Source organism: Flavobacterium sp., assembly GCF_031409475.1.
Classification (GTDB): domain Bacteria; phylum Bacteroidota; class Bacteroidia; order Flavobacteriales; family Flavobacteriaceae; genus Flavobacterium.
The window spans coordinates 63,729-79,527 of sequence record NZ_JANNXH010000066.1 but is presented as its reverse complement, the minus strand read 5'-3'; the positions used below and the strand labels follow the sequence as shown (position 1 = coordinate 79,527).

Below are 15,799 nucleotides of genomic sequence, written 5' to 3'. Positions count from 1 at the left end.
TTAATTGAATATTAAAAAATAAAGGCAAGATAGTGAACTACCTCGCCTTTTTAATAATATATCCAAACAATAATAGTATAGGAAATCCAATAATTCATTGTTGAAATTATAAATAAAAAATATTAGGGATTACTTCACTTAACCTTAACTTCGTCGAACGTTAAGTGAATGTAATATGCATTTATTCATTTTATTTTTGCAATAAGTTTTAACTAATTCAAATATTATGAAACCAAATGATATTATGCAAATTACAGCACACTCTCGCCGTGTGGTAATTCCTAATTTTTAAACTTATCCTATTTTTTTCATTGCCGTCATTGATTCTCTCAACCAAGCTCCAACTTCTTCTATTGGATGTTGACGAATACTACTATTTACTGCAATAAGAACTGCATTATCAACTCCGTTTGAAGTAGAAAAAGGTTTTCCAATTACGTTTGTATCAACAGTTTTCATGAAATCTGCTAACAAAGGTTTGCAGGCATGATCAAATAAATAACAACCGTATTCTGCAGTGTCAGAAATGATTCTGTTCATTTCATATAATTTTTTTCTTGCTACAGTATTGGCAATCAAAGGCAACTCGTGTAATGATTCGTAGTACGCAGATTCTTCGATAATTCCAGATTCAGTCATGGTTTCAAAAGCTAACTCTACACCTGCTTTTACCATTGCAATCATCAAAACACCGTTGTCAAAATATTCTTGCTCTGAAATATGTGCAGCAGTTGGCGCTGTTTTTTCGAAATTAGTTTCAGCAGTTGCTGCTCTCCAAGTCAACAAATTAATATCATCATTTGCCCAATCAATCATCATGTTTTTAGAGAATTCTCCAGAAATAATATCATCCATGTGTTTTTGAAACAACGGACGCATAATATCTTTCAACTCGTCTGCTAATTCATACGCTTCGATTTTTGCAGGATTCGAAAGTCTATCCATCATATTGGTAATTCCGCCATGTTTCAAGGCTTCGGTTACTGTTTCCCAACCGTATTGAATTAATTTAGAAGCATAAGCGGGTTCGATTCCTTTTTCGACCATTTTATCAAAACACAGGATAGAACCGGTTTGCAACATGCCACAAAGTATGGTTTGTTCTCCCATTAAATCAGATTTTACTTCGGCTACAAACGATGAGTTTAAAACTCCTGCTTTATGTCCTCCAGTTGCAACAGCATACGCTTTTGCTTGAGCAAAACCTTCTCCATTTGGATTATTTTCTGGGTGAACAGCAATTAGTGTTGGTACGCCAAAACCTCTTTTGTATTCTTCACGAACTTCTGATCCTGGACATTTTGGAGCACACATAATAACGGTAATGTCTTTACGAATTTGCATTCCTTCTTCAACAATATTAAAACCGTGAGAATAGGCCAAAGTAGATCCATTTTTCATCAAAGGCATGATTGCTGTTACGACTGAAGTGTGCTGTTTGTCTGGTGTAAGGTTACAAACTAAATCAGCTGTTGGGATTAATTCCTCATAAGTTCCAACTTTGAAACCATTGTCAGCAGCATTCATAAATGATGCTCTTTTTTGAGCAATCGCATCGGCACGCAACGCATACGAAATATCTAAACCTGAATCTCTCATGTTCAAACCTTGGTTTAAACCTTGTGCTCCACAACCTACGATAACTACTTTTTTTCCTGCAAGTGCTGCTATTCCGTCAGCAAATTCAGATTGATCCATGAATTCGCAAACGCCTAATTGTTCTAATTGTAATCTTAAAGGTAATGTGTTGAAATAATTTGCCATTTTTTTATGTTTAATGAATGTAAAATTTAATAATTTGTGTTTAAAACTAGCTTAAATCCTCTAGTAATGTTGAGATTTCCATTTTTTCTTTGGAAACCGATATTCTTCCTGAACGCACAAACTGCATGATTCCGAAGGGTTTTAATTTTGCATGCAATTCGTCTATTTCAGCACGTTTTCCTGATTTTGAAATCACAAAAAAATCTCTCGAAACCGTTACCATATCTGAATTGCTATCTTTAATAATATTCTGAATTTGACGTTCGTCAAACAACAAGTTGGATTGTATTTTAAATAATGCGCTTTCCAGAAAAATTGTCTCTTCGTCTACGTGATAAAATGCCTTGATGACTTCGATTTGTTTTTCGATTTGACCTACAATATTTTGTACCCATTTTTCGGTTGTATCAACGACAATGATGAATCTTGAAACGTGTTCTATTTCGGATTCGGATACATTTAAACTCAATATATTGATGTGGCGTTTCAAGAATATTCCTGATATTCTGTTGAGTAAACCCACGTTGTTTTCTGAATAAACAGAAATGGTGAATGTTTTATTTTCCATAATATTAACTTAATCTAATATCTGCAACAGATGCACCTGTTGGAATCATAGGGAATACATTGTTTTCTTTTTCTACCATTACTTCAAGAAAATAAGAATCTTTTGAAGCCATCATTTCGGCAACAGCTGCATCTAAATCTTCTCGTTTGGTTACTTTTTTTGCTTTTATATAATAGCCTTCGGCAATAGCTACAAAATTTGGATTGATCATTTCGGTAGAAGCATATCTATTATCGAAAAATAATTCTTGCCATTGACGCACCATTCCTAGAAATTCATTATTCAAAACCACAATTTTCACTGGAACTTTGGTCTGAAAAATAGTTCCTAATTCTTGTATTGTCATTTGAAAACCACCATCACCAATAATAGCAACTACTTCACGATTTGGCATTCCCATTTTAGCACCAATTGCGGCTGGTAAAGCAAATCCCATAGTTCCTAAACCGCCTGAATTAATCATGCTCTTGGTTGAATTGAATTTGGCATAACGGCAAGCAAACATTTGGTGTTGCCCAACATCAGGTACAATTATCGCATCTCCTTTAGAATATTTGTTAATCATTTCGATAGTTTCACCCATTGAGATTCCTTTGTTGTTTGTTGGGTTTAACTCTTCGATGATTACTTTATCGAGTTCAATTTGGTATTTTTCTTTGAATTCGTTGTGCCAAGATTCGTGAGTTTTATTTTCGATAAACGGAAGTAATGCGGTCAGAGATTCTTTGACATCTGCGAGAACAGCAACGGTTGTTTTTACATTTTTATCGACTTCGGCAGGATCAATTTCAAAGTGAATTACCTTGGCTTGTTTTGCGTAAGTTGCTAAATTTCCGGTAACGCGATCGTCAAAACGCATTCCGAGTGCAATGAGAACATCACATTCGTTTGTTAAAACATTTGGTCCGTAATTTCCGTGCATTCCTAACATTCCCACATTTAGTGGATGGTCTGTTGGTAAAGCCGAAAGTCCTAAAATGGTCCAAGCTGCAGGAATTCCTGATTTTTCTACCAAGGCTTTTAGCTCGGCTTCGGCTTGACCAAGAATAATTCCTTGTCCAAAAATGATATATGGTTTTTTGGCATTATTAATTAATTCCGCCGCTTCCTTTACTTTTTCAAGGTTTAAAGTTGGTTTTGGATTATAACTTCTAATTGAAGTACATTTTTTATAACTGAATTCGAATTCATCAAATTGTGCATTTTTTGTAATATCAATTAATACTGGACCAGGACGACCAGATTTAGCAATATAAAATGCTTTGGCGATGATTTCTGGAATTTCGGCAGCATCGGTAATTTGATAATTCCACTTCGTTACTGGAGTTGAAATTCCGATAATATCCGTTTCCTGAAAAGCATCTGAGCCTAGCAAATGTTTACCAACTTGACCCGTGATGCAAACCATTGGAGTAGAATCGATTTGAGCATCGGCAATTCCGGTAACAAGATTTGTTGCTCCTGGACCAGAAGTAGCAATTGCCACACCTACTTTTCCTGTTGCTCTAGCAAAACCTTGTGCTGCATGAGTTGCGCCTTGCTCGTGTCGTACTAAAACGTGTTGTAATTGGTCTTTATACTTGTATAATTCGTCGTAAACTGGCATAATAGCTCCACCAGGATAACCATAAACCAAGTCAACTCCTTCTTCTAATAAGCATCTAATAACGGCTTCAGCGCCTGATATTTTGTTGTTTTTCATTATATTTATTTTTATTACAATTGATTTTTTATAGCAATTGTAATTGATTTTTTAAACTTATTTATCCGTTACGCATCCTGTTGAAGCACTCGAAACGGATCGTATGTATTTAAGCAAAACGCCTTTATTTACTTTTAAAGCAGGTTGTACCCAATTTGATTTTCGTTCTGCGTATTCCGCATCCGAAATTTTTAAATTTATCGTGTTTTTTACAGCATCAATTGTGATAACATCTCCATTTTTGACAAGTGCAATTCCACCACCATCAAAAGCTTCGGGAGTGATATGCCCAACTACAAATCCGTGAGAGCCACCAGAAAAACGACCGTCGGTAATCAAAGCGACACTTTTTCCTAATCCTGCACCCATTATGGCTGAGGTTGGTTTTAGCATTTCTGGCATTCCAGGTCCGCCTTTTGGTCCACAATATCGAATGACGACGACATTTCCTGGTCTGACTTCACCGCCGCGAACTCCTGTGATTACATCATGTTCATTTTCATAAACAATAGCTGTTCCTTCAAAATACTCGCCTTCGTTACCACTAATTTTTGCAACACAACCTTCTGAAGCTAGATTTCCATATAAAATTTGAATATTTCCTGTTGCTTTTAGTGCTTTTTGAATTTCATGAATCACTTCCTGTCCATCATTTAAATCAGGAACATTAGCTAAATTTTCGGCTAAAGTTTTTCCGGTTACGGTCAAACAATTTCCGTGTAATAATCCTTCTTTTAATAAATATTTCATGACCGCTGGAACACCACCAACTTCGTGTAAATCTTCCATTAAGTATTTACCGCTTGGTTTCAAGTCAGCAAGAAGTGGAGTTTTATCGCTTATAGCTTGAAAATCTTCTAATGTAATTTCGATATCAACTGCATGTGCCATTGCAATTAAATGCATAACCGCATTCGTAGAACCTCCTAAAACAGCAACAATTGTAATTGCATTTTCAAAAGCTTCTCTGGTCATGATATCTTTTGGTTTTATATCTTTTTCCAATAGTATTCTGATGGCTTTACCAGCATCGATACATTCTTGTTTTTTTTCTTCGCTCAAAGCAGGATTTGATGAACTGTATGGCAAACTCATTCCTAATGCTTCGATTGCCGATGACATGGTGTTTGCTGTATACATTCCGCCACATGCACCAGCGCCAGGGCAAGCATTTTTTATAACGCCTTTAAAATCTTCAGGGCTAATTGTGTTACTAAATTTTTTTCCTAATGCTTCAAAAGCCGAAACAATATTCAAAGATTCTCCTTTCCATTTACCAGAATGAATCGAACCTCCATAAACCATAATTGCAGGACGATTTAATCTACCCATTGCCATTACGGAACCTGGCATATTTTTGTCGCAACCTGGAATGGCAATCAAGGCGTCATACCATTGTGCTCCCATTACAGTCTCGATAGAATCGGCAATTACATCACGAGAAACTAGCGAATAACGCATACCGTCCGTTCCGTTCGAAATTCCGTCGCTTACACCTATTGTATTGAAAATTAATCCTACTAAATCTTCCTTCCAAACGCCTTTTTTAACCTCTTTGGCCAAATCATTCAAATGCATATTGCAAGTGTTCCCTTCGTAACCCATGCTAACAATTCCGACTTGTGCTTTTTTTAAATCTTCTTCAGTTAAACCAATTCCGTACAACATGGCTTGTGCTGCAGGTTGCGTTTCGTCTTGCGTGATGGTTTTGCTGTATTTATTTAATTCCATTATTTTAATTTAATTTTTTATCAAAATTATTTAGACGTACTGTATTACGTCTCTACACTATTGTTGATTGTCCTATTTGAACAAAATCTTTTTTGAAATAGGAATCACCTTCGTTTAATATATAATTTGCCACAAAATCTCCTACTTCATTAGTCCCAAATTGCGAATCTACTTTCAAATCTAAAGTAACAACATTACTGACGATTGCTTTTTCTACTGCCGCAATGACTTTTTTAGATTCTGTTGAAAGTCCAAAATGTTCTAATAATAAGGCTGCAGAAAGTATAGAAGCGATTGGATTGGCAATGTTTTTATCTTTTGCTTCGGTATAACAACCGTGAATGGGTTCAAAAAGCGAATGTTTTTCGCCCAAAGATGCCGAAGACATTAATCCTTTAGAACCTGAAATAACACTGGCTTCATCTGATAAAATATCACCAAATAGATTATCAGTTAGCAAAATATCAAACTGTCTTGGATTCAATATAATTTGCATGGCCGCATTGTCTACATACAAACATTCCAAAGTTACCTCTGGGTATTCATTAGCAATTTTCGAAACTACTTTTCTCCATAATCTGGAGGTTTCCATAACATTTGCTTTGTCTACCAAAGTTACTTTGTTGCGTCTGGTTTGTGCAGCTTTGAATGCTAAATGGGTTATTTTTGAAATTTCCTCTTTATTATATTCACACAAATCAGAAGCATAAGTTCCAGATTCATTTAATGTTTTTTCTCCAAAATACATTCCACCGTTCAATTCTCTATACACTATAAAATCGGTTCCTTTTAATACTTCCTTTTTTATAGGAGAAGAATCCATCAATTTTGGATAAGCTTTTATAGGTCTTATGTTTGCGAACAAACCCAATTCTTTTCGGAGTTTGAGCAATCCTTGTTCGGGACGTATTTTTGAATATGGGTCGTTATCATATTTTGGATCTCCAATTGCTCCAAACAAAATAGAATCTGTATTTCTACATAAATTCAAGGTTTGGTCTGGAAGTGGTTTTCCCGTTTTTTCGATTGCAATTGCTCCAATGTATGCGTCTTCAAAAACAAATTCGTGATTATAAACCACACCAATAGCGTACAAAGCTTTTTTTGCTTGAAGTGTTACCTCTGGACCAATTCCATCTCCTGAAAGTACGGCTATTTTTAAATTCATTATTTTAATACTTATTAATTTCTAACCAACTCGCTTTCAATTTTACAAGCTTCAATTATTTGATGAATATCTCCGTCTAAAACTTCTTTTTTGATGTCGGCAAATTTTAGAAACTCAACATATACAATGTCTAATTGTACTTTGGTCAATTCGTAACCCACTTTTTTTGCTCTGTAAGCCAGTGCTGCTCTACCGCTTCTGGCAGTTAATATAATTGAAGATTCATTGACACCAACATCTAAAGGATCCATGATTTCATAAGTAGCACGGTTTTTTATCACACCATCTTGATGAATTCCAGAACTGTGCGCGAAAGCATTTGCGCCAACAATGGCTTTGTTGGGTTGCACCATCATTCCCATACTTTCAGAAACCAAACGACTCATTTCGTTTAGTTGTCGTGTATTTATATTCGTGTCTAAATTCAAATATGGATGTTGTTTGAATATCATCACCACTTCTTCGAGTGCTGTGTTTCCTGCTCTTTCTCCTATTCCATTTATGGTACATTCTATTTGTCTTGCACCGTTTATTGCTCCTGCAATGGAGTTTGCGGTTGCCATTCCTAAATCGTTATGACAATGACAAGAAAGAATTACACCTTCGATACCTTTTACGTTTTCTTTTAAATATTTTATTTTTGCACCGTATTCTTCGGGCAAACAATATCCTGTTGTGTCTGGAATATTAAGCACTGTAGCACCTGATTTTATTACTTCTTCGCATACTTTGGCAAGAAAAGCATTATCAGTTCTACCAGCATCTTCGGCATAAAACTCTACATCTTCGACATACGATTTAGCATGTGAAACTGCCTGTTTTGCTCTTGCAATAATATCTTCTCGGGTTGTTTGTAATTTGTGGATGATGTGGGAATCCGAAGTTCCAATTCCGGTATGAATTCTAGGTTTTTTGGCATATTTCAAAGCTGCAGCTGCAACATCAATATCATTTTTAACGGCTCTTGTAAGTCCACAAACAGTCGCATTTTTTACAATTTTACAAATTTCCGAAACGGATAAAAAATCTCCTGGACTAGAAACAGGAAAACCTGCTTCGATAATATCAACACCCATTTCATCGAGTCGATTAGCAATAACAAGTTTTTGGTTGGTGTCTAATTTACATCCTGGGACTTGTTCGCCATCTCGCAATGTGGTGTCAAAAATTTGGACTTTTTCTCTATTCATTTTTTAATATATTTAATGTAATTTCACATCTTGTAACAAAAATAGATTTCATTACTTTAATATAAAACCAATTTCGGTAGAATATACTATTTATAAAGCAACTAAAATCTTTGTAAGTAATTACAAATCAAAATATTACATCACTATATATTACAATGGCTAACCATCAAAAAGATTTCTTATTTGTACTAATAAAATCCCTTTCAAAATCCGAAAAAAGGCAGTTTAAGATTTTTGCAAGTAGATTAGAAACGAGCTCAAATACAAAATTTATCGAGTTATTTAATATTTTGGATAAATCCGAAGGCTATGACGAGAAAATTATTCTAAAGAACGGGAACATCAAGAAAGTGCAATTATCGAATCTAAAATCGTATTTGTACAAACAAATTCTGGTGAGTATTCGGTTGAATATTCCAAATCAAAACATTCGTTATCAGCTTCGGGAACAAATAGATTTTGCCACTATTTTATACAATAAAGGGTTGTACAAACAAAGTCTTAAAATATTGGATAAAACCAAGCAACAAGCATTAGAAAATGACGAAAAATACATGGCTTATGAAATTGTAGAATTCGAAAAACTAATAGAATCACAATACATAACACGCAGTATTCAAGGTCGCGCCGATGAATTAGTAATTCAAGCCAAAGAATTAAATTACAAAAATACTATTTCGAGTAAATTATCAAATTTATCCTTGCAATTGTATGGAATTATGCTCAAAACGGGCTATGTAAAAACGGATGAAGAATACAAATACATTAACGATTATTTCAAAAAACATATTACAAAAATAGACGAGAGAAAATTTGGATTTCGAGAACGATACTGGTTTTATAACGCCAAACTTTGGCGTAGTTTTTTAGTTCAAGATTTTCTATCTTGTTATAAATATTCGCACAAATGGGTTACGCTCTTTTATGATAATGAAAACATGATTTTCCAAAATCCTGTGTTTTTCTTGAAAGGAAATCATTATTTGTTGGAATCTTTATTTATGCTTAAATACAAATCAAATTTCAAAAAATATTTAGCATTATTAGAAGAAACTACTCTTGATTCTCGATTTCCGGTCAATGATAATGTGGCTTCGTTGTCCTTCTTGTATATTTATAATAACAAATTGAATTATCACATACTCGAAGGTACTTTTGCCGAAAGCGAATACTTAATTCCAATAGTTTTAGACAAAATGACACTTCATAGTGAACATCTTGACGAGCATCACGAGATGTTGTTTTACTATAAAATTGCTTGTATTTATTTTGGAAACGAAAAACACAATGAGTGTATTTTTTATTTAGAAAAAATCATCAATAACAAAAACTTATATGTTCGAGAAGATTTAGCCTGTTTTGCTCGAATTTTGTGTTTGATTGCGCATTATGAATCTGGAAAGGATTTTAACTTGGAAAATCAGTTAAAAAGCACCTATAAATTTTTGATAAAAATGAATGATTTGCACGAAGTGCAAAAAGAAATGATTCGTTTCTTGAAAAACCTGAATTCTATTTATCCGAGTGATATCAAGAAAGAGTTTGTAAAAATGAAAGAACGCTTCATCGAATTAGATAAAAACACCTACGAAAAACGTGCTTTCCTCTATCTTGACATCATTTCTTGGCTCGAAAGCAAAATCGAAAATCGAAAAATCAGCGATATCATTCGAGAAAAAGCTAGGTTGAATAATCGATAGTATTTTAATAATTCAACAATTTTAATAACTCGTTTTCAAACCTTCCTTTGGGTAAATACTGATCTTCTAAGGCTTTTGTAAACGGAATTGGACTGTCTAAACTCGCCACCCGTTTTACGGGCGCATCGAGATATTCAAAACATTCTTCCATAATCATTGCCGAAATATCGCTAGCAATTCCTCCAAAAAGAGAATCTTCTTGGTAAATAATAACCCTTCCTGTTTTTTTAACCGAAGCAAAAATAGCTTCTGTGTCCAAAGGTTGTAAGGTTCTCAAATCCAATAAATCTGCTGCGATTGTTGGATTTTTTTCTAAAGTTTCTAATGCCCAATGCACAGCTGCTCCAAAAGCAATAATGGTTACCTGACTTCCTTCTTTCAACAAAGCTGCTTTTCCTAGTGGAATCGTGTAATAATCTTTAGGAACTTCTTGATAGACGCTTCGGTATAATTGTTTGTGTTCAAAAAATAACACCGGATTGGGATCGTTTATGGATTCATTCAACAACCCTTTAGCATCATAAGGAAAAGCAGGATAAACTACTTTTAAACCAGGCGTTTTGGTAAACCAAGCTTCATTGGTTTGAGAGTGAAAAGGTCCAGCTTGTGTTCCTCCGCCACAAGGCATTCTAACCACAACATCGGCATTTTCTAACCAACGGTAATGAGATTTTGCTAATAAATTTACAATTGGATTAAATCCTGTGGAAACAAAATCGGCAAACTGCATTTCGATAATCGCTTTATATCCGTTGATTGATAATCCCATTGCTGCCGAAACTACTGCACTCTCGCAAATAGGTGTATTAATCACTCGTTCTTTCCCAAATTGCGCTACAAATCCATCAGTGATTTTGAAAGCGCCACCATATTCGGCAATATCTTGTCCCATGATAATCGAATTTTCATGACGTTCCATAGATTGACGCAAACTGCTAGAAATCGCGTCTATAAAACGAATATTTTCTACTTCTTTAGAATAATTAACTTTTTGATATTCAAATGATTTGTACACGTCATTTAATTCTTCATCGTAAGTAGCTTCGATTTCAAGTTCTGCATTGGCAAGAGCCAAACTTTCGTCGATTTCTTTTTTGATTTCACTTTTTAAAACCGAATCATATTCTTCTGAAAGAATACCTTTTTCTACTAAATATTTTTTATAATTATCAACAGGATCTTTTAATGCCCACATATCCATCAACTCTTGCGGAACATATTTGGTGCCACTCGCCTCTTCGTGACCACGCATTCTGAAGGTTTTGAATTCTAACAAAACGGGACGCGGATTTTCAATCATCGAAATTTTTAATTCCGACAATAAATTATAAACTTCGAGGATATTATTCCCGTCAATAATATGACTTTCGATTCCGTAACCTATTCCTTTATCGGCAAGATTTTCGCAACGATACTGCTCGTTTGTGGGTGTCGAAAGTCCGTAACCATTGTTTTCAATGACAAACATAACTGGTAATTCCCAAACCGATGCAATATTCAATGCTTCATGAAAATCACCTTCGCTAGTTGCTCCTTCACCAGTAAAAACAGCGGTTATTTTTCCGTTTCTTTTGAGTTTATTGGCCAAAGCGATTCCGTCTGCAACACCAAGTTGTGGTCCAAGATGCGAAATCATTCCTATGATTTTGTATTGTTGTGTTCCAAAGTGAAAACTTCTATCCCGACCTTTGGTAAAACCATTGGCTTTGCCTTGCCATTGCGAAAAAAGGCGGTACAACGGAATATCTCTTCCTGTAAAAACACCTAAATTGCGATGCATCGGCAAGATATATTCATCCGTATCTAAAACAGCTGTAACACCTACCGCTATTGCTTCTTGACCAATTCCAGAAAACCATTTAGACACTTTTCCTTGACGAATAAGGATCAACATTTTTTCTTCGATTAATCTCGGTTTTAATATTCTTTTATATAAATATAATAATTTCTCGTCAGTTAAACTTTTTCTATCAAAATTCATTTTTCTTGTCTTTTTATATAACAGCTCAAAAGTATAAAAAAATAACAAATTTAAGTATTTTTGTTATATTTTTATAAATTGCATTTTAGTAATTCAAATTAGACATAAAAATATTCTTTACATTTGTAATAAGAATACTTGACACGATTTAAGTTATTAACAATAATACTAAATGGATTTACAAGATCAATTAAAAAACCTCTTTCCAGATCATGAAATGATGCCTGAAGCTGTTACAGAAAAAGAAGTTCATGAATTATACATTCAAAAAGATCCATTGGTTTGTAAATATGAACGTCGGAAAGGAAAACCCACCACGATTATTGAAGGCTACGAAGGTTCAGATGAAGATTTTAAAATTCTTGCCAAAGAAATTAAAACAAAATTGAGTGTTGGCGGAACTTTTAAAGAAGAGTCTATTATTATTCAAGGAGATTTTCGAATAAAAATAATGGAATTTCTCAAAGATAAAGGGTTTAAAGTAAAACGTGTTGGAGGTTAATTTAATTACGAATTGTAAATTACGAATTACCAAATAAACAAATTACCAAATGATAAAATCATCAGAATTAATACTCAATCCCGACGGAAGTGTTTATCACTTAAATCTAAAACCGGAACACATTGCCGAAGATATTATTTTTGTAGGTGATCAAAATCGTGTAGAAAAAATCACACAGTTTTTTGACAGTATTGAATTTTCGACCCAAAAAAGAGAATTCAAAACTCAAACTGGGACTTTCAGAGGCAAACGGATTACCGTAATGTCAACTGGGATTGGCCCAGACAATATTGATATTGTAATGAATGAGTTAGATGCTTTGGTCAATATTGATTTAGAAACCAAAACTCCAAAAGCAAATCTTACTTCGCTTAACATTATTAGAATTGGCACTTCGGGTTCGCTTCAAGCAGATATTCCTGTGGATAGTTTTGTGATGGCAAAACTTGGATTGGGTTTAGACAACATGCTTCGCTCCTATTTAATTGATGAAATCACGCTTCCTGAAATGGAAGATGCTTTTATAAATCACACCAATTGGGATTTAAAAAAAGGGCGTCCTTATATAATTCCATGTTCTTCAACATTAGAAAAACGACTTGAAAGCGACAAAATTCATAAAGGAATTACGGCAACTGCTGGCGGATTTTACGGACCACAAGGTCGTGTTTTGCGTCTAGATATTCAAGATTCAACTTTGAATTCCAAAATGGATAATTTCAATTTTGAAGGAACTAGAATTACCAATCTCGAAATGGAAACAGGTGCAATTTATGGACTTGGTAAACTTCTCGGACACAATTGTTTGTCATTAAATGCTATTATTGCCAATCGCGCCAACGGCACTTTTAGCGAAGATCCATACAAGGCTGTTGACGCATTGATTACTTATGCTTTGGATAAATTGGCGGAATAATTATGGATTTAATTTTAAAAACCGAGCGATTAATTCTTCGTGAGCTAAAACTTTCTGATGCCGAAGCTTTATTTGAAATGGATAACAACCCCAACGTACATTTGTATTTAGGAAACGAACCGGTTCAATTTATTGACGAAGTTCATGATTATATAAAAAGTATTCAAAACCAATATATCAAAAATGGAATTGGAAGATTTGCAGTTGTTCTAAAAGAAACAAATGAAGTTATGGGTTGGGCTGGAATCAAATTTGTCACGGAATCTGAAAACAATCATGTTAATTTTTACGACATTGGTTTTCGTTTTCAAGAAAAACATTGGCGAAAAGGTTACGGTTTAGAATCTACCAAAGCTTGGTTGGATTTCGGTTTCAATAAAATGAAAATTCAAGTTATGAATGCCTCTGCTCATGTTGATAATGATGGTTCTAATGCCATTCTTCAAAAAATTGGAATGATTCAAAAAGGACACTATTTCTATGATGATTTACCTTGCTATTGGTATGAACTTAAAAATCCCAACTAAAATTTTTCGCTTTTTATGACTACAATAAAAATAGCTGGTGTTCCTGAACATTTTAATCTTCCATGGCATTTGTGTATAGAAAATGATGCTTTTAGAAATGCTACTATCGATTTGCAATGGACAAATGTACCCGAAGGAACAGGTAAAATGTGTCAAATGCTCCGAAATGGCGAAACCGATATTGCGGTAATTTTAACCGAAGGTATACTAAAAGATATTACAGCAGGAAACCCCAGTAAAATAATTCAGGTTTATGTAAAAAGCCCACTGATTTGGGGAATTCATGTTGCAGGAAAATCTAATTTTAAAACTTTAAAAGATTTAGAAAACACCAAAATTGCCATTTCTAGATTAGGTTCAGGTTCTCAATTAATGGCGTTTGTAAATGCTAAAAATCAAGGCTGGAACACTACTAATTTGCAATTCGAAATCGTAAATACCATTGATGGCGCAGTAGATGCTTTGACAAACAAAACAGCCGATTATTTTATGTGGGAACGATTCATGACAAAACCATTTGTAGATTCAGGAGTTTTTAGAAAAATTGCTGATTGCCCAACACCTTGGCCCTGTTTTGTGATTGCAGTTCGAAATGAAATTCTAGAAAAACACCCAAAAGCGATTGATAAAATTCTTGAAATCATCAATCACAATACCTCTAAATTTAAAGAAATTCTAAGTATTGATAAAACAGTAGCTTCAAGATACAATCTAAAAATTGAAGATATTCAGGACTGGTTATCATTTACGGAATGGTCACAAGATCAATTAACTGAAAAAGAGTTTGCAAACATTCAAAATCAACTTTTTAAATTGGGTATTATAGAACAAAAAGTAAATTATACAAGTGCCGTGAAATCAATCTAGAGAAAATAGTTTAAATCTAGGTTAGTGCTTCACTTTTAAATTTTTGAGGTATAATATTCGTCCTAACTCTGCTAAAAAAGGAAGTCCTACAGTTTCGTATTCGTATTTGTCATCATTAAAAATACCATCTTTATTGACTAAAATTGTTGCAGAAAGCATAAACTCAACTTTGTTTTCAGCATCAACAATATAAGCACAATCTGTCAATGTGCCATACGCATCTCCTACTTTATTATAAATTTTAATCGTTTTTGGAATGGCTTCTTTCGTATCTCCAAACATAAAAAATTTGCAATACCCATCATAATATTCAATAGGATCATAACCCGCATTTTTAGGCGAATTTTGCATAGAAAACAAGATGAATTCTCTATCAGTTTTAGTCAAATTAAACCGTTCACTTTCTTTGAAATTCTCTGGAAAAATTATTCTTTTAAGTGTGTTGTGCAAAGTTTCTAAAGGGTAATAATTTTTTTCAGAAAAATCAAAAGCTGCATTTATTACTACATCATCTTTTAAATATCCAATCCCTTTTTTGAGATTATTGATAGTTAAAGGCACACTTGATTTATCCGTTTTTGACGGAAAATGTACAACCGAATTATCGTCTTTGTAAAGTGTAATTGATTTTAAAATAGGTTCATCAGCATTAGGAGTTGAAATTCGATGCGAAATTCTAAACGGTTTCAATCCCTTAGTATGCATACTTTGATTTAAATAATCGAATCCTATAAATTCAAACAAATTATTACTTGCCTCGTTATCACTGACCGCAAAAACTTTTGAAATCTCTTCTGAAAATCGGAGTTTGTCTGTTCCATTATCAATTGAATATAAAGTATTTATTGAAGTATTAGAAATTATATTTAGTTTTTCTAGAACTAAAACAGCAATGGGAAATTTTACAGTACTAGCAGGATAAAAATAATTATTGGCATCTAAATTATAAGTAAAGTCTTTTAAAATAGCTTTGTTATCCTTGTCCCGTTTGATTTGAGTATAAATAATTTGAAGTTCAAATTCGGCTGGATTTGCCATTAAATTTTTTATGTTTTTGTTATCAGATGCCAGAGTTTCCTTCAATATATCTTTAGAAGTAGCACAACTAAAAATTAGGGTATTCATAAATAGTAGTGTAGCTTTTTTAATTAATTTCATATTCTCTATACTTAAATGAGTAATC

At 33.8% G+C, this 15,799-nt stretch carries 13 protein-coding genes; 5 read left to right on the top strand and 8 right to left on the bottom strand.

Annotated elements, in window-relative coordinates; translation table 11 throughout:
- Positions 1–294 precede the first annotated feature (294 nt).
- From ilvC to RMO53_RS12030, 6 genes are read right to left on the bottom strand one after another with little or no spacing between them, the layout of a single operon-like run.
- Positions 295–1,764, bottom strand: coding sequence for a ketol-acid reductoisomerase (ilvC, locus tag RMO53_RS12055; protein WP_310381086.1), 1,470 nt, complete (start codon positions 1,762–1,764; stop codon positions 295–297).
- Between the two features lie 46 nt (positions 1,765–1,810).
- Positions 1,811–2,332, bottom strand: coding sequence for an acetolactate synthase small subunit (ilvN, locus tag RMO53_RS12050; protein WP_310381085.1), 522 nt, complete (start codon positions 2,330–2,332; stop codon positions 1,811–1,813).
- A gap of 4 nt (positions 2,333–2,336) precedes the next feature.
- On the bottom strand, positions 2,337–4,034 hold the full coding sequence (gene ilvB, locus RMO53_RS12045; RefSeq protein WP_310381083.1) for a biosynthetic-type acetolactate synthase large subunit: 1,698 nt from the start codon (positions 4,032–4,034) through the stop codon (positions 2,337–2,339).
- A 57-nt stretch (positions 4,035–4,091) separates the two neighbouring features.
- A complete protein-coding gene (gene ilvD, locus RMO53_RS12040) occupies positions 4,092–5,765 on the bottom strand; it encodes a dihydroxy-acid dehydratase (protein ID WP_310381081.1) in 1,674 nt (557 codons plus the stop codon).
- A 52-nt stretch (positions 5,766–5,817) separates the two neighbouring features.
- Positions 5,818–6,933, bottom strand: coding sequence for a 3-isopropylmalate dehydrogenase (gene leuB, locus RMO53_RS12035; protein WP_310381078.1), 1,116 nt, complete (start codon positions 6,931–6,933; stop codon positions 5,818–5,820).
- 14 nt (positions 6,934–6,947) lie between these two features.
- Positions 6,948–8,123: a 2-isopropylmalate synthase gene (locus tag RMO53_RS12030; RefSeq protein ID WP_310381076.1), complete on the bottom strand. Its 1,176-nt coding sequence runs from the start codon at positions 8,121–8,123 to the stop codon at positions 6,948–6,950.
- A gap of 155 nt (positions 8,124–8,278) precedes the next feature.
- Here RMO53_RS12030 and RMO53_RS12025 point away from each other — a divergent pair, with 155 nt between their 5' ends.
- Positions 8,279–9,823, top strand: a complete 1,545-nt coding sequence (locus RMO53_RS12025; RefSeq protein WP_310381075.1) for a hypothetical protein — start codon at positions 8,279–8,281, stop codon at positions 9,821–9,823.
- 4 nt (positions 9,824–9,827) lie between these two features.
- Here the strand turns inward: RMO53_RS12025 and RMO53_RS12020 are convergent, their stop codons facing one another.
- Positions 9,828–11,804 carry a dehydrogenase E1 component subunit alpha/beta gene (locus RMO53_RS12020; protein WP_310381072.1) on the bottom strand — a complete coding sequence of 659 codons (1,977 nt, stop codon included), beginning with the start codon at positions 11,802–11,804 and terminating at the stop codon, positions 9,828–9,830.
- Positions 11,805–11,976: 172 nt separating this feature from the next.
- Between RMO53_RS12020 and RMO53_RS12015 the strand changes: the two genes are divergently transcribed.
- From RMO53_RS12015 to RMO53_RS12000, 4 genes are read left to right on the top strand one after another with little or no spacing between them, the layout of a single operon-like run.
- A complete protein-coding gene (locus tag RMO53_RS12015; RefSeq protein WP_310381070.1) occupies positions 11,977–12,306 on the top strand; it encodes a translation initiation factor in 330 nt (109 codons plus the stop codon).
- Positions 12,307–12,355: 49 nt separating this feature from the next.
- Positions 12,356–13,222, top strand: coding sequence for a nucleoside phosphorylase (locus RMO53_RS12010; protein WP_310381068.1), 867 nt, complete (start codon positions 12,356–12,358; stop codon positions 13,220–13,222).
- Positions 13,223–13,224: 2 nt separating this feature from the next.
- Positions 13,225–13,749, top strand: coding sequence for a GNAT family N-acetyltransferase (locus RMO53_RS12005; RefSeq protein ID WP_310381066.1), 525 nt, complete (start codon positions 13,225–13,227; stop codon positions 13,747–13,749).
- A gap of 15 nt (positions 13,750–13,764) precedes the next feature.
- Complete coding sequence (locus RMO53_RS12000; protein ID WP_310381064.1) at positions 13,765–14,616, top strand: substrate-binding domain-containing protein; 852 nt, start codon at positions 13,765–13,767, stop codon at positions 14,614–14,616.
- Between the two features lie 21 nt (positions 14,617–14,637).
- Here the strand turns inward: RMO53_RS12000 and RMO53_RS11995 are convergent, their stop codons facing one another.
- Complete coding sequence (locus RMO53_RS11995; protein WP_310381062.1) at positions 14,638–15,741, bottom strand: serine hydrolase; 1,104 nt, start codon at positions 15,739–15,741, stop codon at positions 14,638–14,640.
- Positions 15,742–15,799 lie beyond the last annotated feature (58 nt).

Excerpts from the sequence above, each read along its gene's own strand:
- RMO53_RS12005 (WP_310381066.1), top strand. The coding sequence starts at position 13,225 with ATGGATTTAATTTTAAAAACCGAGCGATTAATTCTTCGTGAGCTAAAA.
- leuB (WP_310381078.1), bottom strand. The coding sequence starts at position 6,933 with ATGAATTTAAAAATAGCCGTACTTTCAGGAGATGGAATTGGTCCAGAG.
- ilvC (WP_310381086.1), bottom strand. The coding sequence starts at position 1,764 with ATGGCAAATTATTTCAACACATTACCTTTAAGATTACAATTAGAACAA.
- RMO53_RS12015 (WP_310381070.1), top strand. The coding sequence starts at position 11,977 with ATGGATTTACAAGATCAATTAAAAAACCTCTTTCCAGATCATGAAATG.
- ilvB (WP_310381083.1), bottom strand. The coding sequence starts at position 4,034 with ATGAAAAACAACAAAATATCAGGCGCTGAAGCCGTTATTAGATGCTTA.
- RMO53_RS12020 (WP_310381072.1), bottom strand. The coding sequence starts at position 11,804 with ATGAATTTTGATAGAAAAAGTTTAACTGACGAGAAATTATTATATTTA.
- ilvN (WP_310381085.1), bottom strand. The coding sequence starts at position 2,332 with ATGGAAAATAAAACATTCACCATTTCTGTTTATTCAGAAAACAACGTG.
- RMO53_RS12010 (WP_310381068.1), top strand. The coding sequence starts at position 12,356 with ATGATAAAATCATCAGAATTAATACTCAATCCCGACGGAAGTGTTTAT.
- RMO53_RS12030 (WP_310381076.1), bottom strand. The coding sequence starts at position 8,123 with ATGAATAGAGAAAAAGTCCAAATTTTTGACACCACATTGCGAGATGGC.
- ilvD (WP_310381081.1), bottom strand. The coding sequence starts at position 5,765 with ATGGAATTAAATAAATACAGCAAAACCATCACGCAAGACGAAACGCAA.
- RMO53_RS11995 (WP_310381062.1), bottom strand. The coding sequence starts at position 15,741 with ATGAATACCCTAATTTTTAGTTGTGCTACTTCTAAAGATATATTGAAG.
- RMO53_RS12025 (WP_310381075.1), top strand. The coding sequence starts at position 8,279 with ATGGCTAACCATCAAAAAGATTTCTTATTTGTACTAATAAAATCCCTT.
- RMO53_RS12000 (WP_310381064.1), top strand. The coding sequence starts at position 13,765 with ATGACTACAATAAAAATAGCTGGTGTTCCTGAACATTTTAATCTTCCA.